At 62.7% G+C, this 19,872-nt stretch carries 18 protein-coding genes and 1 tRNA gene; 12 read left to right on the plus strand and 7 right to left on the minus strand.

What is annotated here, in order from left to right; genetic code table 11:
• Positions 1-28 precede the first annotated feature (28 nt).
• Positions 29-1,303 (minus strand): phosphoribosylamine--glycine ligase, encoded by a 1,275-nt coding sequence (gene purD / locus ACLI1O_RS09995; RefSeq protein WP_239268373.1) that lies wholly within the window; start codon positions 1,301-1,303, stop codon positions 29-31.
• Positions 1,304-1,337: 34 nt separating this feature from the next.
• Between purD and ACLI1O_RS10000 the strand changes: the two genes are divergently transcribed.
• Positions 1,338-1,766 (plus strand): HIT family protein, encoded by a 429-nt coding sequence (locus tag ACLI1O_RS10000; RefSeq protein WP_023023872.1) that lies wholly within the window; start codon positions 1,338-1,340, stop codon positions 1,764-1,766.
• Here ACLI1O_RS10000 and ACLI1O_RS10005 read toward each other — a convergent pair.
• The 3 genes from ACLI1O_RS10005 to ACLI1O_RS10015 all read right to left on the minus strand — a co-directional run bounded on the left by ACLI1O_RS10005 (position 1,763) and on the right by ACLI1O_RS10015 (position 5,972).
• Entirely contained in the window at positions 1,763-3,292 is a 1,530-nt protein-coding gene (locus ACLI1O_RS10005; protein WP_023023874.1) for a sensor histidine kinase, read from the minus strand. The genes ACLI1O_RS10000 and ACLI1O_RS10005 overlap by 4 nt on opposite strands.
• Positions 3,293-3,306: 14 nt before the next feature.
• Positions 3,307-4,011, minus strand: a complete 705-nt coding sequence (locus ACLI1O_RS10010; RefSeq protein WP_005279568.1) for a response regulator transcription factor — start codon at positions 4,009-4,011, stop codon at positions 3,307-3,309.
• 215 nt (positions 4,012-4,226) lie between these two features.
• Entirely contained in the window at positions 4,227-5,972 is a 1,746-nt protein-coding gene (locus tag ACLI1O_RS10015) for a pyruvate dehydrogenase (RefSeq protein ID WP_023029543.1), read from the minus strand.
• Positions 5,973-6,131: 159 nt separating this feature from the next.
• Between ACLI1O_RS10015 and ACLI1O_RS10020 the strand changes: the two genes are divergently transcribed.
• Positions 6,132-7,655, plus strand: coding sequence for an MFS transporter (locus ACLI1O_RS10020; protein ID WP_349883470.1), 1,524 nt, complete (start codon positions 6,132-6,134; stop codon positions 7,653-7,655).
• A gap of 68 nt (positions 7,656-7,723) precedes the next feature.
• Here the strand turns inward: ACLI1O_RS10020 and ACLI1O_RS10025 are convergent.
• Positions 7,724-7,796: transfer RNA gene (locus tag ACLI1O_RS10025), tRNA-Thr, on the minus strand.
• A 151-nt stretch (positions 7,797-7,947) separates the two neighbouring features.
• Between ACLI1O_RS10025 and thrE the strand changes: the two genes are divergently transcribed.
• The 5 genes from thrE (at position 7,948) to otsB (ending at position 12,926) form a co-directional block, all read left to right on the plus strand.
• Positions 7,948-9,678, plus strand: a complete 1,731-nt coding sequence (gene thrE / locus ACLI1O_RS10030; protein WP_284849514.1) for a threonine/serine exporter ThrE — start codon at positions 7,948-7,950, stop codon at positions 9,676-9,678.
• A gap of 62 nt (positions 9,679-9,740) precedes the next feature.
• The gene (locus tag ACLI1O_RS10035; protein WP_023017948.1) at positions 9,741-10,097 is read left to right on the plus strand and encodes a hypothetical protein; all 357 of its coding nucleotides are present in this window, start codon (positions 9,741-9,743) and stop codon (positions 10,095-10,097) included.
• Positions 10,098-10,111: 14 nt separating this feature from the next.
• Positions 10,112-11,581 carry a trehalose-6-phosphate synthase gene (locus ACLI1O_RS10040; RefSeq protein ID WP_284849515.1) on the plus strand — a complete coding sequence of 490 codons (1,470 nt, stop codon included), beginning with the start codon at positions 10,112-10,114 and terminating at the stop codon, positions 11,579-11,581.
• Complete coding sequence (locus tag ACLI1O_RS10045; protein WP_239268385.1) at positions 11,581-12,156, plus strand: hypothetical protein; 576 nt, start codon at positions 11,581-11,583, stop codon at positions 12,154-12,156. The genes ACLI1O_RS10040 and ACLI1O_RS10045 overlap by 1 nt, the downstream gene beginning before the upstream one ends.
• 11 nt (positions 12,157-12,167) lie before the next feature.
• On the plus strand, positions 12,168-12,926 hold the full coding sequence (gene otsB, locus ACLI1O_RS10050; protein ID WP_239268387.1) for a trehalose-phosphatase: 759 nt from the start codon (positions 12,168-12,170) through the stop codon (positions 12,924-12,926).
• On the opposite strand, the gene ACLI1O_RS10055 is transcribed toward otsB, so the two are convergent.
• Positions 12,898-14,037, minus strand: coding sequence for a LacI family DNA-binding transcriptional regulator (locus ACLI1O_RS10055; protein ID WP_239268390.1), 1,140 nt, complete (start codon positions 14,035-14,037; stop codon positions 12,898-12,900). The two genes, otsB and ACLI1O_RS10055, sit on opposite strands and share 29 nt — an antisense overlap.
• A gap of 39 nt (positions 14,038-14,076) precedes the next feature.
• On the opposite strand from ACLI1O_RS10055, the gene ACLI1O_RS10060 reads away from it, so the two are divergent.
• From ACLI1O_RS10060 to ACLI1O_RS10080, 5 genes are all read left to right on the plus strand, one after another.
• Positions 14,077-15,102 (plus strand): metal ABC transporter solute-binding protein, Zn/Mn family, encoded by a 1,026-nt coding sequence (locus ACLI1O_RS10060; RefSeq protein WP_370657779.1) that lies wholly within the window; start codon positions 14,077-14,079, stop codon positions 15,100-15,102.
• Positions 15,102-15,803 (plus strand): metal ABC transporter ATP-binding protein, encoded by a 702-nt coding sequence (locus ACLI1O_RS10065; protein ID WP_239268395.1) that lies wholly within the window; start codon positions 15,102-15,104, stop codon positions 15,801-15,803. Before ACLI1O_RS10060 ends, ACLI1O_RS10065 begins: the two co-directional genes overlap by 1 nt.
• A complete protein-coding gene (locus tag ACLI1O_RS10070) occupies positions 15,796-16,695 on the plus strand; it encodes a metal ABC transporter permease (protein WP_239268397.1) in 900 nt (299 codons plus the stop codon). Before ACLI1O_RS10065 ends, ACLI1O_RS10070 begins: the two co-directional genes overlap by 8 nt.
• A gap of 11 nt (positions 16,696-16,706) precedes the next feature.
• Positions 16,707-17,537 (plus strand): alpha/beta hydrolase family esterase, encoded by an 831-nt coding sequence (locus ACLI1O_RS10075; RefSeq protein WP_239268399.1) that lies wholly within the window; start codon positions 16,707-16,709, stop codon positions 17,535-17,537.
• 69 nt (positions 17,538-17,606) lie between these two features.
• Entirely contained in the window at positions 17,607-18,689 is a 1,083-nt protein-coding gene (locus tag ACLI1O_RS10080; RefSeq protein WP_239268401.1) for an HNH endonuclease signature motif containing protein, read from the plus strand.
• Positions 18,690-18,876: 187 nt separating this feature from the next.
• On the opposite strand, the gene rlmB is transcribed toward ACLI1O_RS10080, so the two are convergent.
• Positions 18,877-19,827, minus strand: a complete 951-nt coding sequence (gene rlmB, locus ACLI1O_RS10085; protein ID WP_237792359.1) for a 23S rRNA (guanosine(2251)-2'-O)-methyltransferase RlmB — start codon at positions 19,825-19,827, stop codon at positions 18,877-18,879.
• Positions 19,828-19,872: the final 45 nt, after the last annotated feature.

Consider the following 19,872-nt stretch of genomic DNA (forward strand, 5'->3'; position numbering starts at 1 on the left):
CATGCCTGCCCTCCCCCGTGGCTACTTGCTAGATAGAAATTTCACCGGCTGCCGCACGCTTGCCGATGTCCCCACGGACAAACCCTCCCGCAAATTCAATGCCCTGGACGGTGGCGTAGGCATTCTCGCGCGCGGCATCTAGCGTGTCGCCCTTGCCCAGCACGTTGAGCACGCGGCCACCATTGCTTTGGAATACCCCATTGGAGCGTTTCGTGCCGGCGTGCAGCACGCGCTCTGGATCCTCGAGGCCCTCGCCCGTGATGGCATCGCCGTTGCGGGGCGAGGCTGGGTAGCCCTCTGCCGCCATGACCACGGTGATGGCAAAGCCGTCTTCCCACTGCAGCGGCGCAAGTTCTGCCAGGGTGCCGGTGGCGGTGGCGTTGAGCGCTTGCGCCAGCGGGGACTGTAGGAGCGAGAGCACCGCTTGGGTTTCTGGGTCACCAAAGCGACAGTTAAATTCCACCACCGCTGGGCCCTCGTCGCCCCAAGCTAGCCCGGCATAGAGCAGGCCGGAATAGGGGGTGCCGCGGCGCACCATTTCCTTGGCAACCGGGGTACATACCTCGTCGACGATGCGCTGCACGTCGTCCTTGCCCAGCCACGGCAGCGGTGTGTACGCGCCCATGCCGCCGGTATTGGGGCCCTCGTCATTATCGTAGGCGCGCTTGTGGTCCTGAGCGGGCAAGAGCGGCACGACGGTCTCGCCATCGACAAGGCAAAATAGCGATACCTCAGGCCCGTCCAGGAAAGATTCCAAGAGCACCGGATTGCCGGCGCCTAAGACCGCATCTACATGCGCGCGGGCGGCGGCGCGCTCGCCGGTGACTACCACGCCCTTGCCGCCTGCCAGCCCATCATCTTTGACCACGAACTGCGGGCCAAAATTATCCAGCGCGGCCTCAATATCGGTATCGCTAGCGCCTGGGCGCAGCTGCTCCGCGCGGGCCGTCTTGACCCCAGCGGCTTCCATGACTTCCTTGGCAAAGGCCTTGGAGCCTTCAATTTGGGCCGCGTCCTTATTCGGCCCAAAGACGGCGATGCCTGCTGCGCGCAGCGCATCCGCCACGCCTGCGACCAACGGCACCTCAGGGCCGATGACCACGAGCTCAGCATTGATCTCACGAGCCAGTTCCACCATGCGTTCTGGATCATCTACCTGGGAGTATTCCGGGTGCAGGGTAGCCAGCGGTTCCATGGCCGCGCTGCCGGGCGCGACGTGGATCTCCGTAGCCTGTGGATCAGCGTGCAGTCCTTTCACGAGGGCGTGTTCACGGCCGCCCGAACCAATTACGAGAATGCGCATGCCCACCATCATAGCTGGGGGTAGCCTGGCAGCTATGGCTTCTGTATTTAGCAAAATCATCACTGGTGACCTACCCGCCCGCTTTGTCTACCGCGATAAGACCTGCGTGGCATTTCTCTCCATCGAGCCGCTGCGCTACGGCCACACCCTGGTCGTGCCCGTAGAGGAAGTGGATAAGTGGACCGACCTGGATCCGCAGACCTGGGCGCACCTGAACGAGGTGGCCCTGGAAATCGGTGAGGCCATCAAGAACGCGTACGACACCCCGCGCACCGGTTACGTCATCGCCGGCTTCGATGTGCCGCACACCCACATCCACCTCTTCCCCACCGAGAAGATGGAAGAGTACGACTTTTCCAAGGCCTATGCCGCCGAGGACACCGACGATGCCGCCATGGATGAGGCGGCCGCGCGCATCCGCCAGCACCTAGGCACCAACGAGGATGGCTACCGCGAGGACTAATCCTCTGGTTCCTCCAGCGCGGGCAGGCGCACCGTAAAGGTGGTGCCCTGGCCCAGCTTGGAGTCCACGCTGATGCTGCCGCCGTGCTGTTCCACCAAGGAATGCACGATGGCAAGGCCCAAACCGGATCCGCCGGTATCGCGCGTGCGCGAGGAATCCGCGCGGTAGAAGCGCTCGAAGATGTGGGCGGCGTCCTCGGACGACATTCCCTTGCCGTCATCGATGACATCCACGAGGATGTCCTTGTTGTCGCGGCGCAACTGCAGGGTGACCGTGGCATCCTCGCCGCCGTGGCGCAGCCCATTGGTAATCAAGTTGAGCAGAACTTGGTGGAGGCGGTCTGCATCGCCATTGACCACGGGGATGGACTGCGCATTATTGACCACCTTGACCTCGCGCTCGGGGAAGGCAGCGCGCGCGGACGATCCCACCGAAAGGGAAAGCTCCAGAAGGTCCACCGGCCGCAGGTCTAGACGCGTTCCTTCCGCGCGGGTAAGCGCAAGCAGATCCTCTACCAGCAACGACATGCGCTTGGATTCCTTATCGATCTTGGAAAAGACCAGATCGACATCGTTTGTCGCCCCAGAGCGGTAGAGCTCCGTGTAACCGCGCAGGCTGGTCAGCGGGGTGCGCAGTTCGTGGGAGGCATCGCCGACAAAGCGGCGCATCTGTTCCTCTTTTTCCTGCGCCGTAACGACCGAGCGCTGCAGGTGGCCCAGCATGATATTGAGCGCGGCGGCCAATTGGCCAACCTCCGTATGCAGCGGCCATTCAGGCACGCGCTTGTCCAAATCACCGGCCGCGATTTCCGATGCCGTCGATTCCACCACCCGCAGCGGCCGCAACGCCCTGCGGATGAACCAGAAGCCCACGCCGGCCATGGCTGCCAAGGCAATCGCTGCAATGGATACCTGCACCATGGCAAGGCCATGCAGGATCTCCTTTTCATGGGTCATGTCCTTGGCAATGACGGTGATAACGCCATTGGAATCCGCAAAGGCCAGCGCGCGCCACTTGGTGTTATTTTCAATCGAGCCCACCGTCGTGGGGTACCCGCCCAAGGGAACGCCCTCCACGTCCGGGGTGGTGGACGTGGGACCGGAATAGCGAATCGTGCCATCCGGAAGGTAATTGAGCACCACGTATTCCGTGGGCGGGCGCTTGGTGTGATCACCTAAAAAGAAGTCATTGCCCACATCGCGTGCCCAGGAAGACGACGCTGAGCGCAGTTCGCTATCGACGTTGTTATACAGCACGTTGCGCATGATCGAGTTCACGGCAAAGGACGAACCCGTCAACCCGAGGCCGGAGATGACCACGAGGAGAACCACAAGCCAGGTGCGCAGGGGCATCGCCTGCGGAATCTGCTTGATGTAGTCGCGCTTGGAGCGCTTCTTTTTCTTTCCCTGCCCCTGCTGTGGCAGCTGATCCAGCTGCTCATGCCACTTCTTTGGCGGCTGCTGCGGCTGCTGGGGCTGGGACTGCGCGGTCCTGCCCGCAGCGGGGTTCTCCTGTGAATCTGCCATTATAAAACGTCAGTTTAGGACCGCGGGGTGCGCAGCACATAGCCAACGCCGCGCACGGTGTGGATAAGCTGCGTATCGCCGGTATCGATCTTGCGGCGCAGGTAAGAAATATAGGATTCCACGACGTTGCCATCGCCGCCGAAGTCATAGTGCCAGACGTTGTCCAGGATCTTGGACTTGGAGAGCACCACTTCCTTGTTTTGCATGAGGTAGCGCAGGAGGTTGAATTCCGTGGGAGAAAGCTCGATGAGCTCGCCGCCCTTGGTGACCTCGTGGGTATCGTCATTCAAGGTCAGATCGGCATAGCTCATGGTGGCGTCATTAGAAGACTCCTCGGCGGCACCGCCGCGGCGCATGATCACGCGCAGGCGGGTGATGACCTCTTCGAGGCTAAAGGGTTTGGTGACGTAATCATCTGCGCCGATGGTCAGGCCGTGAATGCGCTGATCCACGCCGTCCTTGGCGGTCAGGTACAGCACTGGGCCATCCAGGCCTTCCTGGCGCAGCTTGCCCAAGAGCTCAAAGCCGTCCATACCTGGCATCATGACGTCCAAAATGTAGGCATCCGGGTTAACCTCGCGGGCCACGCGCAGGGCCTCATTGCCCGAGTTGGCGCTGTAGACCTCAAAATTTTGGAACTTCAACGATACCGTCAAAAGCTCCACGATATTCGGCTCGTCATCAACGACGAGGACTTTGGCAAGTTTATTGTCTTCCATGCGTCCTGTAGCTCCTATTACTTCCTGTCATCTGCACACCTGCGTGCGTGCAAGCTTCACTAAACCATCATGGCAAACCCAGTTTCTAGCCTACTGATAAGTTTCTGACTGAAACCTGTGAAAGCAAAAAGTCACGCTTCCCCTTCCCAACCGTGGAACGGAATCCGCGGTAAGAAAAAGGAAGCGTGGCTAGCGCGCTATTTGGCAGTTATAGCTTAGAAGTCCTGCGGGCGTGGGATATTGCGCAGGTTGGACTTGGCCATGGACAGCATGGAGCCCACGCCGCCGCCGAAGACGGTGCGGGTAGCGGCCTTGGAGAAGCCCAGGAGCTGGTCGAAGGTCAGCGTCGGTGGCAGGGACAGGGCGTTGGGGTCGGTGACGACATCGATAAGCGCAGGGCCGTTATAAGCCAAGGCCTTCTTGATCTGCTTCGGAGCCTGCTTCGGATCCTCGATGCGGAAGGTCTTGATGCCGGCGGCTTCTGCGATCTTGGAAAAGTCCACGGACTCGTGGTCGGTCTCGTGCTCCGGGATGCCGCCCACCAGCATCTCCAGCTTGACCATGCCCAGCGAGGAGTTATTGAATACGAACATCTTGACCGGCAGCTGGTGCAGCTTGACCGTCAGCAGCTCGCCCATGAGCATTGAAAGCCCGCCGTCGCCAGAGAAAGTAATGACCTGGCGGCCAGGATTAGCCTGCTGCGCGCCGATGGCCTGCGGTAGGGCGTTTGCCATGGTGCCGTGGCGGAAGGAACCGATCTGCTCGCGCTTGCCATTCGGGGTGATGTAGCGCGCGCCCCAGACGTTGCACATGCCCGTATCGACGGTGAAGATGGCGTCATCGTCGGCCTCTTGGTCAATGAGATCCGCGATGTACTCAGGGTGGATCGGGGTGTGCTTTTCCACGTTGGAGGTATAGGCTTCCACGACGTGCTCCAGCTTGTCGTAGTGCTTCTTCAGCATCTTATCCAAGAAGGAGCGGTCCTTCTTCTCCTCCACGTGCGGCAGGATGTTCTCGATGGTGGCGGCAACGTCGCCGGTCACGGGGTAGGAGATCTTCGTGCGGCGGCCGATGTGGGAGCCGTTGATATCGACCTGCGCCACGTTGCCCTTAGGCAGGAAGTCGTTATACGGGAAGTCCGTGCCCAAGAGGATCAGCAGGTCCGCCTCGTGGGTGGCCTCGTGCGCGGCGCCGTAGCCGAGCAATCCAGACATGCCCACGTCAAACGGGTTATCGTACTGGATGTACATCTTGCCGCCGAGCGCGTGGCCAATGGGGGCCTTGACCTTTTCTGCCAGCTGCAGCACCTGCTCGCGGGCATTTTTCGCGCCGGCACCCACGAAGAACGCGACGGACTCGGCCTCATTGATGGCCTGGGTCAGCGCTGCGGCCTCGGCCGGGTCCGGGTAGACCACGGGGCGGCCGGTGGAGATCTTGGATTCTACGAAGGTGTCATCGTCCACCTCTTCGGTAGAAACGTCGCCAGGGATAACCAGCACGGAGACGCCATTGCCGGCCATGGTGGACTGGATGGCGTGGTGGAGTACTACCCCGCCCTGGTCGCCGGACATGACCATTTCGCAGTAGCCGGAGCACTCCTGGAAGATCTGCTCCGGGTGGGTTTCCTGGAAGAAGTGGGAGCCAATCTGGCGGGAAGGAATGTGCGATGCCAGGGCCAGCACCTTGGCGCCATTGCGGTTGGCGTCATAAAGGCCCTGGATGAGGTGGGTATTGCCCGGGCCACAGGAGGCCGCGCAAACGGCCAGCTTGCCGGTGGTCAGCGAGTCCGCCTCGGCGGCAAAGGCCGCTGCTTCCTCATTGCGCACGTGGATCCACTCGATGGAGGAGCGGCGCACTGCGTCCACGATCGGGTTGAGGGAGTCTCCCACGAGGCCATAAATGTGCTCGACGCCCTGCTTTTCTAGCGTCTCAACAAGTTGTTCTGCGTAATTGCGTGCCATTAAACATCATCCTTAACTCTTTAACTGTTCTAGTACCACTGTGCTACTAAACGTGCAGGAAAGTCCAGCAATTCCTGCATACTCACACCACCGGCCTATCTGTGAGGAAGGCAATACTAATCTGAATTATCACACACTGATTCGCTACGGTTTCTAGCGATGAGCATCGAGTCACCTGATACTGCCACTAAGCCCCCGCACCGCGCGGCCGCGGCGCCCTCCACCCCAGCACAGCGGTGGTCCTTCTTTGCCGTGGTGTCCTTGGGGCTGCTCATGGTGGGCCTGGATAATTCCATCCTTTATACGGCACTGCCTCAGCTAACGCAGCAGCTGCACGCCACTGACATGCAGCAATTGTGGATCATCAATGCCTATACGCTGGTTCTATCGGGCTTGCTCCTCGGTACCGGCACATTAGGCGATCGCATTGGCCACCGCCTGATGTTCCTTATTGGCCTGGCCACCTTCGGCACCGCCTCCCTCGTGGCGGCTTATTCGCCCAATGCCTGGCTGCTCATCGCCGGCCGCGCCCTATTAGGTCTGGGCGCTGCCATCATGCTGCCTTCCACCCTGGCGCTTATCCGCCTGACCTTCCCCAATGAGGTTGAGCGCAATAAAGCCATTGGTATTTGGAGTTCCGTCGCCGTCGTGGGCGCTGCCGCCGGGCCCACCGTGGGTGGATTCCTCTTAGAGCATTTCTGGTGGGGCTCGGTCTTTTTGATCAACGTGCCCATCGTGGCCCTCGCCATTATCCTTACCTTCCTCCTTGGCCCGCCCAACCTGCCGAACCCGCACAAGCACTGGGATTTTCCGTCCTCGTTCTACGCGCTCATTACCCTTTCCAGCCTGGTCCTGGCCATTAAGACGGCGGCGGCCACCGAAATCAATGTCATGCTGCTGGCCTGCTCCATCGCCACCTTCTTGCTCGGCGCCGCAGCCTTTGCCCACCGGCAAAGCCGGCTTAATGATCCGCTTTTAACCTTTGACATCTTCTACTCGCCCACCTTTACCGGCGGCGTACTCACCGCCGGTGGCGCCATGTTTGGCCTTACGGGCCTTGAGCTTTTGACCACCCAAAAGCTGCAGCTTGTCGATGCCCTCTCGCCCCTCGACGCCGGCCTTTTCATCTCCGCCATGGCGGTTGCGGCCATTCCCACCGCCATTGTGGGCGGCACCGTCTTACACCGCGTGGGCTTTTTGCCCATCATCAGCGGCGGTTTCCTGAGCATGTCCATCGGCATGCTGGGCATCATCTGGGCCGACCGCGCCGATAACCTCGCGGTATTTATTACCGGCCTCATCCTCACCGGCTTAGGCGCTGGCTCCTCGATGTCCGTTTCTTCCACCGCCATCATTAACGCCGCCCCCTCCCACCGGGCAGGCATGGCCTCCGGTGTGGAGGCCGTGTCCTACGAGTTCGGTACGCTGCTCTCCATCGCCATTACCGGCTCCCTCGTGCCGCTACTGATGACGCACAAGCTTCCCGATGCCCTCGCCCCGCAAGGCACCGACGCACTCTCATCGCCGGCCACACATGACGCCGCCGCAGCCGCCTACGATTCCGCGTATTTCCTCACCGTCGGCGGGCTTGCCTGCCTGACCCTAGTCTTCGCCGCACTGACCGCCTGGTGCTTCCGCGATAACCCGAAGTCTGGGACGCTGTCTGCGCAAAGTGGCGGGTAAATAGCCACCTGGCTGACTTGTAAACTTTTACCCCCTAACTGTTTGTGCAGCTAGGGGGTAATTTTTTGAGCTGGAGACGAGACTTGAACTCGCAACCTACGCATTACAAGTGCGTTGCGCTACCAATTGCGCCACTCCAGCACCGCGGATTTCTTCCGCTCGTTGCATGGTACCCGAGGACCTCGCCCAAGGGGAAAGCCGGTCCCCCTTGTATGCATTTGCGCCCCACAAGGGTTAGAGTTCAGGCCGAAATTATTACTAGTGTCCCACCGCTTTTTCGAGGGTTATTTTCGTGTCACTACTGTCCGCTATGCGGGAGCGCCTGCACGCATCCGCAGGCCAAGTCGCCATCATTGACGCGGCCAAAGCCGCACCCCCACCATCGCCACTCGCCCCGGTCGATCTGACCGATGCCGCCCAGGTCACGGGCGTGATGGAGATTGCCGCGCGCATCGGCGAGCTGCTTATTAGCGCCGGATCCGCCAACTCGGATGCCCGCGCGCAGGTGCACCTGGCGGCGTCGTCGTACGGTTTGCACTACTGCCATGTGGATATCTTGATGAATACCATCACCATCCACACCGCGATCGGCACGGGCGATAAGCGCCAGAACCTCCACGTCTTTCGCGTGGTGCCGGATGTAGGCGTGAACTTTTCCAAGCTTTCGGAAGTAGACCGGCTCATCCGCGATATCCACTCCGGTAAGGTCCCGCCCGCGATGGCGGAAAAGCGCCTGGATGACATCGATCGCATGCCGGCGCCGTATAAGCCGTCTACGGTGATGCTCGGTTGGGGCGGCATGGGTGGCCTGATTTCCATGATGCTCGGCGGCGATCTCCTCGTGGGCGTCGTTGCCTTCGTGGTCTCTGCGCTGATTATGGGGCTTAATGACTGGTTGGCTAATTACCGCCTGCCGCCCTTTTATCAAAACGTCGTCGGCGGCTTCTTGGCCGTCTTCCCAGCGGCGATTTTGTATAACGTGGCCGCAGCCTTCGGTATTAGCATGTCGCCGGCGCAGATTATTGCGTCCGGAATCATCGTGCTGGTGGCGGGACTGACGCTGGTGCAGGCGCTTGTCGATGGCATCACGCGCTCCCCCGTGACCTCTTCCGCGCGCTTTTTCACTGCGCTGTTATCAACGGGCGCGATCATCGCCGGCGTGGGTGTGGGCATCCAGCTGGCCTCCGCCATGGGCTTTGATCTGCCCCCGATGGGTACCTTGGCGCCGCCGGTTTATCACAAGATTCCCCTTTTGGTGCTGCTCGGCGGTACGGGTTCGGCCGCATTCGCGCTGGCCTGCGGGGCTAATTGGATAGAAATTATCCTCTCGGGGCTCACTGCGGCCGCCGGTATGGTTTTCTACTACTTCGTGGTCGTGCCCTTCGGCGTCGGCCCGGTCATTGCCTCCGGCATATCCGCCATCGTGGTGGGCCTGGCCGGCGGTTTGATGTCGCGCCGGTGGGGCATCCCGCCGCTCATTACGATGATCGTGGGCTATACGCCCATGCTGCCGGGCCTCATGCTGTACCGCGGCATGTACGCCTCCATCAACGAGCAGATGATTACCGGCTTTACCAACCTAGCCACCGCGCTGGCCATCTCCGGCGCGCTGGCAGCCGGCGTCGTTTTTGGCGAGCGCGTCGCCCGCCGCCTGCGCCGCCCGAAGTACTTCCGCCCGTACTCCGCCTTCAAGCGCATCGGCCGGTTCTCCTTCCACAAGGCAACTCACCTGGCGCGCAGGGCCCCGCGCATCCCGCGCGTGCCGATGTCCCCCTTTGCTCCCCGCGTCAACCGCCCCGAATTGCCGCCCACGCTGGGGCCAAAGCCGCCACAACACGCGCAGGCTCAGCAGCACGCGCCGGGGACCACTCCGGCGGAAGATTTGTGGCCGGCAGACTCCCAGTGGCCGGCCCAGCCGCAAGAAACTGAGCGCACCACCTATACGGTGCCCGGGCAGAAATCGCCTGCGCCTGAGGAATCCGATCACACCAAGCCCGGCGGGGAGGAACCCAAGGAGCCCTAAACGCCGCCGGTAGCGTACAATATTTAGCCTGATAGCTTTCCCAACATTCAGGAGGACTCGCCGTGCCACCCAAGGTCCAAGACACGCACCCACAGGCAGAACAAGACATTGCCCTGGCAGAGGAAACCGCCCGTGCCGCCCGCCGCGTGGTGGCCACCTACTCCCAAGACTTCTTGGACGGCGTGACCTTGATGTCCATGCTGGGTGTCGAGCCGAAGGGCCTGGTGCACAAGAAAGTATTGGCGGAACAAGCCGATGCCGCGCCGAAGAAGTCCACGAAGAAGGCCACCAAGAAGTCGACGTCCAAGGCCTCGAAGAAGTCCACTAAAAAGTCGACCAAGAAGACCACCAAGGCGGCCAAAAAGTCCACCAAAAAGTCGACAAAGAAAGCAACAAAGAAGTCGACCAAGAAGTCTTAAGCTAGTCTTGGACTATGAGTGAGCGCGGCAATGACTTCGTAGTAGTGGCAAACCGCCTGCCGGTAGATTTAACTACCGCGGCCGATGGCAGTCAGGAGTGGACGGCCTCGCCGGGCGGTCTGGTCACCGCGCTCTCACCGGTGCTCGAAGCGCACCAGGGCTGCTGGGTGGGGTGGCCCGGCGTTGCCGATGCCGCGCCCGAACCCTTCCGCACCGAGGCCGGGGTGTTATTGCACCCGGTCAAACTTACCGAGGCCGATTTTGAGGCCTTCTACGAGGGCTTTTCCAATGCCACGCTGTGGCCGCTCTACCACGATCTCATCGTCACCCCTGCCTATCACCGCGACTGGTGGGATGCCTACCGCGAGGTCAACCTCCGCTTCGCGGACGAGGTAGCCCTCGTGGCCGCAGAAGGCGCGACGGTCTGGGTGCAGGACTATCAGCTGCAGTTATTGCCGGGCATCCTGCGGCAAATGCGCCCCGATCTCACCATTGGGTTCTTCCTGCACATCCCCTTCCCCTCCCCCGATCTCTTCCGGCAGCTGCCCTGGCGGGAGGAAACGGTGCGCGGCATCTTAGGCGCTGATCTCATTGGCTTCCATTTGGAGGCCAATGCCCGCAATTTCTTGGAATTGGTCCGCCGCCAAGGCCTCGAGGTGCGCGGGGAGGCCACCACCCGCGATGTCACCGCCCATATCCGCCTCCCCGGGGGCCGCACCGTGGGCGTGGGCGCGTTCCCCATTTCCATTGCCGCGCAGGATTTCGGCCAGTTTAGCGCCGAGGATGAACGCCGCGTGGCCCAATTGCGCGAGGACTTGGGCAGCCCCAAGCGCATCATTTTGGGCGTGGATCGCCTCGATTACACCAAGGGCATCCTGCAGCGCCTGACCGCCTTCGAGGAGCTCTTGGAAACCGGCGCCTTGGATCCGGAAGAGGTCACCTTGGTGCAGCTGGCCACACCCTCGCGCGAGCGCCTTGATCATTACAAGGCCACCCGCTCCCAGGTGGAAGAGGCCGTCGGCCGCATCAACGGCCGCTTTTCCCGCATGGGCCACCCCGTGGTGCACTACCAGCACCGCGGCGTGCCCAAGGATGTGCTGCGCTGCTATTACCGCATGGCCGACATCATGCTGGTCACCCCCTTTAAGGACGGCATGAACCTCGTAGCCAAGGAGTTCGTGGCCTGCCACGACGACGGTTCTGGCGCCCTAGTGCTCTCGGAATTCGCCGGCGCCGCCGCGGAGCTGGATGAGGCCTACCTGTGCAACCCCTTCGATATCGAGTCCGTCAAGCGCGCCTTGCTTAACGCAGTGCGGGCGCTTTCCGATGCCCCCTCCACCATGACCCAGCGCATGCTCACCATGCACGATCAGGTCATAAGCCACGATGTGCAGCTGTGGTCGCAGTCCTTTTTGGGCTGCCTGCGCGCCGTTCGGACCGAATCCGCCTCGCAAGCTCCCGACTCACACGGAAAGGACTCCTAATGCCTCTTTCCCTCCCCCGCGTACGCACGGCCGGAGCGGCCGGTGCGGGTACACCCGCTGTGCACAGAGGCGTCGGCAAGCATGCTGTCACCGTGGCCGCGCTGGGTGCCGTCACCCTGCTTGCCGCCTGCGGTTCCGAGGACGATGCCCCACGGCCCGCGGGTGATGACCGGATCGTGGACAAGCAGTGGCAGGTCGTCTCCATCAACACCGCGCCGGATGCAGCATCCACCATCCCAGAGTCGATTCCTCACGCGCCGGAATTTAGCTTCGGCGAATCCACCTTGGTGGGCACCACCGGCTGCACCCGCCTTGCGGCCCGGCTGACCTACACCACCGATGACGAGCGCGAGAATATTCGCGATGGCAACAAGCTGCACTTCGATGAGGTCAAATACGACGACACCGATGAGGACTGCGAAGGCAGTTCCGTGTGGGCCGATAACCTGCTGCGCAACCTCATTACCTCGGATAATGATTTTATCTACACCGTAAATAGCAATAACCAGCTCATCCTGGAGCTCGATACCGATGAGGTAGATTCGCCCTCCATCAAGCTGGTCTCCGGCGCGTAGCATGGGATGCCATGACGCTTTCTACCACCATTAAGGCCTTGGCCGCGGCAGAAGAGCTCGCCGTGGTTTCTGATTTTGACGGTACGCTGGCCCCGATTGCCGCCGACATTTATGACGTGGAAATCAACGCCGATGCCGCCCGCGCCCTCAACCACTTGGCCCACCTGCCGCGCACCACGGCCGCGGTGCTGTCTGGGCGCCACCTCGAGGGTCTGCAGCGCGTGTGTCCCCTGCGCGAGCCCGTCCTCTTCGGTGGCTCCCACGGCGCCGAGTCCTCCTGGCAGCAGACCGAGCTCACCCCCGCCATGCGCGAGCACCTTGCGCGCAAGGAGGAAGAAATCCGCGGCATCGTAGACCGCTTCCCCGGCGCAGAGCTGGAGGTCAAGCCCTTCCAGCGCGTGCTGCACCTGCGCTCGCTCGAGCTGGGCAACCCGGAGCAGGCCGCGGCCGCCTATGAGGCGGGTCTGGCGCTAGATACCGCCGGTTTCCCGCGCACCGCCGGCAAGTCCGTGATCGAGTTTTCTGCCACCACCGCCACCAAGGGCACGTGGCTGGAGGCCCTTCGCGAGCGCACCGGCGCCACCGCCATGGTCTTCTTGGGCGATGACGTCACCGATGAGCACGGCTTCCGCGCCCTCCACCAGCCGCCAGACGTGGGCGTCAAGGTGGGCGAGGGCGACTCCATCGCCGCCGTGCAGCTTGCCGATGTCGACGCCGTCGCCCACTTCCTCACCGAGCTGGCTACCGCCCGCGCGGCCGCGGTGCAATAACCGACTTACCCGGCGCGAACCGCGTCTGCAACACCCGCCGCGGCACCTCCTCCGCTTCTTCGGCGCCGACCTTCGCGCTGCCTGCACCGGCAGAATCACTTGTCGCGCTAGCGATGAGCTTTTCCAGCATGTGGCCGGCCGCGGCGCCCTTCGCCTTATTGGGCTGGATAACGGTAGCCAGGTCGAGGCGCTGCGCCGCATCGATGCCGTCAAAGCCGGTCACGGATAAATCTTCTGGCACGCTCAGCCCGCGCTCGCGGGCATAGGCCAGCACGCCGAGCGCCATGGAGTCGGTCGTGCACAGCACGGCCGTAAGCTCCGGGTGCGCCTCGAGCAGGAGCTCGGCGGCGGCGCGGGTGGTGTGGGCATCGTTAATGTGCTGCGTGACCACGGGCACGGACTCGGGCGCGATGCCCGCCTCGGCGAAGACGTCGAGCGCGCCCATCACCCGCGAGCGCTGCACGTGCATCTCCGCATCCTGGACTTCCTGCCAGGAAATCGGGCCGTCGTGGCGCTGCAGGCGCAGGCGGATGGCGAGGATGCCGATGTGGCGATGCCCGGCATCGATAAGCGCACGCGCCGCCGGGGCAATCGCCGCGCGATCATCAATGCCCACGAACGGCAGCCCCGCATCGGTGGGCTGATCGCAGACCACCAGCGGCAGGCCCCGGCCCCGCGCGGCCGCGAGGTAGGCATCACCCGCGGCGACCGAATAGACCACGAAGCCATCGACCGCGGCCGAACCCACCAGGCTGGTCGCCTCCGCCTCGCCTTCTGGGCCGGCGGGAATCAGCGTCAGCGTAGTCTGAGCGCCTGCCGATGCCTCCGCCATGCCCGCCAAGAAATCCACCGACGCCATGTCTTCGAAGGCATAGGACAGGTGCTCGGTCAGCAGCACTCCCACCGACCCGGCGCGGCGGGTACGCAGGCTGCGCGCCGTGGGATCGGGCCCCGGGTAACCGCGCGCCTTGGCCGCCGCCAAAATGCGCTGCCTCGTCGCCGAGGAGAGCTGGTCAGGGCGGCTATAGGCATTGGATACGGTTGTGCGCGAAACGCCCAACTCCGCGGCGAGGGAGGCCAATGTCTTCCGGGTGGGGCTGCGTTTAACCATGCCTGTTACCTTACCCTGCACCCCACCGCCCGATTTTCAGTGCATGTTCAATTGACAACGATTGCCAGCAAACGCACACTGGAGGGTATGCACACGTCATTACGCGCAACAACAGCCCTACTCGCAGCAAGTGGCCTCCTATTTACCGCCGCATGCTCTACAGATTCCGATTCTGGATCCGGAACCGACTCTGGTTCCGGCGACTCCGGTGATAAGAAGATTTCCATCGTCGCCTCTACCTCCATCTGGGCCGATGTTGCCCAGGCCGTGGCCGATACCGCCTCCGGCATCGACATCGAGGTCGAGCCCATCGTGGAGGGCAATGACACCGACCCCCACCACTTCGAGCCCACCGCGGCCGATGTAGCCAAGGCCAACGACGCCGACATGCTCGTGGTCAACGGCGGCGGCTACGACGCCTGGATCTACCAGGCCGTCTCCGATCAGGACAACATCATTTCCGCCCTGCCGCTGACGGACCACGGCAAGCTGGACGAGGACCCCGATGTCATGACCATCGATGCCGCGAAGGCCACCGCCAAGGATGACCCGGACAAGGTCACTAATATCGAGGGCAACGAGCACATCTGGTACGACCCCGCCGCCCTGGAGGAGGTCGCCGGATCCATCGCGGACCAGATCAACGAGAAGTACTCCGACGCCGGTGCCACTACCGAGAAGATCGACTCCCACGTGGACCAGCTGCGCGATAAGCTCAAGGAGCTTCCCGATGGCCTGAATTACGCCCAAACCGAGCCCATCGCCGATTACCTCATGAAGTACACCGACGGCAAGGACGTCACCCCCGAGGGCTACCGCAAGGCCACCATCTCCGAGGGCGAGCCCGCTACTGCCGATGTCGCCGCCTTCATCAAGGCCATCGACGATGGCGAGGTCGATCTCCTCATCTTCAACCCCCAGACCGAAACCGATACCGCCGGCCGCATCAAGTCCGCCGCAGAGGACGACGACGTCGATATCGTAGAAATCGGCGAAACCCCGCCGGATGGCAAGAAGTTCTGGGAATACTACGACGAAGTCACGAGCAAGCTGGGGAAGCACTAGTGCTCGTTGAATTCCATGAGGCCGCAGTAGACCCACTGTGGTCGCAGCTTAATCTCGCCGTGGACCGCGGCGAGTTTATCGCCGTTTTAGGCCCCAATGGCGTGGGCAAGTCCACCCTGCTGGGCACCATCCTCGGCACCCGCACGCTGACCAGCGGCCGCGTCGACGTCAACTGCCGGGTCGGGTTCATCCCCCAGCAGCGCATGTTCCCCGCTGACCTTCCCCTGCGCGCCCGCGACCTCGTGTCGCTCTCCGTGGCGCACGGGGTATTCCGCCACCGGCACCCACCCCGTGGACGGGTGGACGAGCTTTTGGAAGAGGTGGGGGCCACGGGGCTGCGGGACCGGCGCGTCGGCCAGCTATCCGGCGGCCAGCAGCAGCTCATCCGCCAGGCCCAAGCCCTGGCCAATGACCCGGACCTCATTCTTGCCGATGAGCCCCTGCTCTCTCTCGACCCCGCCCGGCAAAACGCCACGGTCAACAAGCTGGACTCGCTGCGCCGCGAGCGCGGGACGTCCATCGTCTTTGTCACCCACGGCATCAACCCCGTGCTCGGGGTGACGGATAAGGTCCTCTACATCGCGCCCAATGGCCACACCTTCGGCCCAGTCGATGAGGTCATGCGCTCCGAGGTGCTTTCAGAGCTGTACGGTTCCAAGGTCAATGTCTTAAACGTCGACGGGAGGCTCATCGTTGTCTAATTACTGGGAAGATACCCAATACCTGCTCAGCGTGGACTTCGTGCAGTCCTCGCTCATCGCCTCCGCGCTGCTGGGCATCTTGTCTGGCGTGATGACCTCGCTCATCGTGCTGCGCCAGATGTCCTTTTCCGTCCACGCCACCTCTGAGCTGGCGCTCATGGGCGCCTCCGCGGCGCTGCTCTTCGGCCTCAACCTGGGCTTCGGTGCGGTCGCCGGCGCCATCGTCGCCGCCATCATCCTGGCCATGCTGGGCTTTAAGGGCCAACAAGACAGCGCCATCGGCGTGGTCATGAGCTTTGGCCTGGGCCTCTCGGTGCTGTTTTTACACCTCTACCCCGGCAATTCCAATACGGCGATGACGCTTCTGACCGGCCAAATCGTCGGCGTATCCTCCGCCTCGGTATGGCTGCTAGCCGCCACCACGGTCATCATCGTCGCCGCCGTCGGCTTCCTCTGGCGGCCCATGCTCTTTGCCTCCGCCGATCCTGATATGGCCCGCGCCGCCGGCGTGCCCACCCGCGCCATCTCCGTCGCCTTCGCCGTCCTCGTCGGCCTCGCCGCAGCGCAGTCGGTGCAAATCGTCGGCTCGCTGCTCGTCATGGCGCTGCTTATCACCCCCGGCGCGGCGGCGGTACAGATCACCTCCTCGCCCCTGCGCGCGGTGCTGTGGTCCACCATCTTCGCCGAGGTCTCCGCCGTGGGCGGTTTCATCCTCTCCCTCGCCCCAGGCCTGCCGGTTTCCGTCTTCGTGACCACCATTTCCTTTGTGATCTACCTGGTGTGCCGGTTCATCGGCTGGCGGCAGGGCAAGCGCGCCATCCGCGATGAGGTAGCGGCCAAGCATTTCCACGCCGATAACCGCACCGCCGCAGAGGCCCACCACGCCGACTAAACTCGGCGGGCATGCATATTCATCGCCGGACCGCGGATGTGGCTGGCCACACCCGCCGCTTCATCGTCATCGAGCCCGAGAACCTCGGACCCCAGCCGGATCTGCTGCTGTTTTTCCACGGCTCCCACCAGTCCGCCAACGTTATTCGCCGCTTTACCAACGGCACGGTGGACGCGCTTGCCGATGCCACCAATACCCTCATCGTCTACCCCGATGGCATCGACCACCATTTCAACGACACCCGCGCCAACCTGCCGGTCCGCGCCCGCGAGCTCGGGGTGGATGACGTTGCCTTTAGCACCTTCCTCATCGAGACCATGCAGCGCGAGTACTCCACCGCGCGCACCTTCGCCGCCGGCTATTCCAATGGCGGGCAAATGGTGCTGCGCCTGCTTTACGATGCCCCCTTTACCCTCACCGGCGCCTGCGTCTTCGCCTCCACGCTGGGCGAAGGTTCCAACCACGCGCCCACCCACCCCGATGACTACCGGCCTACCCCGCTGCTGTTTATCCACGGCACCGAAGATCTGATTGCGCCCTATGATGGCGGGCTTGCCGGCATCGATGGGCAGCAAACCCACGGGTGCGTGCTTTCTGCCCCCGCCACCGCGGAGCACTTCGCGCTGGCCAATGGCTGCCGCCCGCCCCGCGAAACCCAGCCCATACCCGGGATAACCTCCACCTACTACGACGGCGACTACCCCGTGGAGCTCTGGACCATGGAGGGCCTCGGGCACGTGATTCCCTCTAGCAAAGAAACGCCGGCGAGCATAGGACCAAATACGGATTCCTTCAATGCTGTGGATAAAGTCCGCGAATTTTTCGGCTTAGGTGACGCTTAAGGGTAGTTGTCCACAGGGAGGTGGGGCATCGGCTAGCGCGGGCTTGCGGGGCTTCTTAGTCTCTGGGGCATGAACGCGCTGCAGACATTTCTCAAGGGCCTGGCACCCGGCATGGATATCATCGCCGACTGCCACGGCCTCTCGCTGCACGCGCTGATTGCGGCCGGGTGCCCCGATACCACCGCCACCCGACTGCTCACGCTTGCCGAGACCTACTTCGGCACCACCGCCTTCCGCCGCCAGCAGCGCGAATCCATCGCCGCCAGCCGCGCCAACGGGCACAGCCTGACGGCCCTGCTCACCATCGAGCGCCACGCCGCCAAGCTGAAGAAGAAGCGCGATGCCTGGGCGCTGCGGCGCGAATTGTGTGGGATGAAGGGGAAGGTCTCGGATATTGATAAGCGGGGCCGCGCCCGCGTCAAGGAGCTCAAGGGGCCCGTCAAGCGCCAGCCCGGCGTGAAGATTTATCGCCGCGCCGACGGCCCCTGGACCATGTCCATTACCGGCCCGTCCGCCGATATCGCCGATATGCACGCCGCGATTAATAAAGATGCCCCGCTTGCTTCTGTGCAGAATATCTTCCACGGCGAGGCCGCCGCCCGCCCCAGCGTGACGACCAATGTCGTGCTTCGCCTCGACGAGCTCGATCGCATCGTCGATTTCGGCTCCGGCTCCACTGCTGGTTCAAACTCCAACGTCAGCGCTGACTCTGGTCCTGGCTCTGCCCATAGCGCCGACTCCCAGGGCGATATCGTGGTCCAGCTGACCAATGGCGCCACGATGACCGGCGCCGAGCTGGTGCGACGGGTATTTACTGAGCACGGCTACGTCACGCTCATCCACCCAGTGGAAGGTCCGGTCAACCTCTACCGCACCTCGCGCTTTGCTTCTGCAAAGCAACGCCTGATGGCAGCGGCCGAAAACCCGGTCTGCCCGTGGCCGGAGTGCCGCTACCCCGCCGATGAATGCCAGGTTCACCACCTCAATGCCTGGAAAAATGGCGGCGAAACTAACCCGGGAAACTTGACCATCGCCTGTCCGTACCACAATGGCGTGAACGACGATGATCCCAATGCCCCGCCCCTGCGCGGGCACTTAGCCCGGGTCGACGGAACCATCCGGTGGCTGCCACCCTGGGCAGATAATGGTTAAATTGTTGTGTGCCACAACGATTCGCACTGAGAAGGTTGTGCCTCGCAAAGACCCAGCGCGCCTTTGACACTAGCTGCGCCGACAACCGCACCGGCGGCTGAGGAGGCGATTCTGTGCGCTCGACTTTGCCAGCACCGAACGTGGATGGCGCTTATCCGTCGCGGCGAGCTGGCGCAGCGGAAATGGGTTATTTTTCGGCGGCGCGGCGTTGGCGTGCGAACTCGGATAGCACCGAACCCGCAGCGACGGAGGCGTTGAGGGACTCAACCCACCCGGTCATGGGGATGGACATGAGGACGTCGCAGGTCTCGCTGACCAAACGCGAAATGCCCTTGCCCTCGGAGCCGATGACGATGACGACGGGATCCGTGCCGCCTTCATAGGTATCCAGCGTGTGATCGCCACCGGCATCGAGGCCGACGACCTGGTAGCCGTTTTTCTGGAATTCCTTCACGGTGCGGGTGATATTCGTTGCGCGGGCGACCGGCAAACGGGCAGCGGTGCCAGCCGAGGTGCGCCACGCCACCGCGGTGACAGAAGCCGAACGGCGCTCTGGAATGATCACGCCATCGCCGCCGAAAGCGGCCACGGAACGGATGACGGCGCCCAGGTTGCGCGGGTCGGTGATGTTATCCAGGATGACGAACATGCCGGGGCGCGGGTTCTCGGCGGCGTTGGCAATCAAATCCTCCACCGCTGCGTACTTATATGGCGGTATCTGCAAGCCGATGCCCTGGTGCATGCCATTTCCCGTCATGCGGTCCATCTCGTGGCGCTGGACCTCGATGATGGGGATATTGCGGGTATTGCACATGGACACGGCCTCAGAAAGCCGCTTATCGTTGCGCGTTCCGGCAGCGATGTAGAGCGTGGTGGCCGGCACCTTGGCGTGCAAACACTCGATGACCGGGTTGCGGCCCACCACCATCTCTGCGGTTTCTTTCTGGTGGCGCCCAGAGTTGCGGCGCTCGCGCTCCAGCTTCGCCTTGTGCTTGGCGTGGTAGACGCGGTCCTCGGCCTTCGGGGTGGGTCCCTTGCCTTCTAGGCCCTTGCGACGCTGCCCGCCGGAGCCTTTGGTAGCGCCCTTCTTATTCGTCTTGCGGATGCCCGCGCCACCGCGGCCATGGGTTCGTGCCATCGTTTCAGTCCTTTCGAGGAAACCGTTCAATAACCAGCGAAAATA

It is taken from the genome of Corynebacterium sp. LaCa78 (assembly GCF_046717505.1).
In the GTDB taxonomy this organism is placed as follows: Bacteria; Actinomycetota; Actinomycetes; order Mycobacteriales; family Mycobacteriaceae; genus Corynebacterium.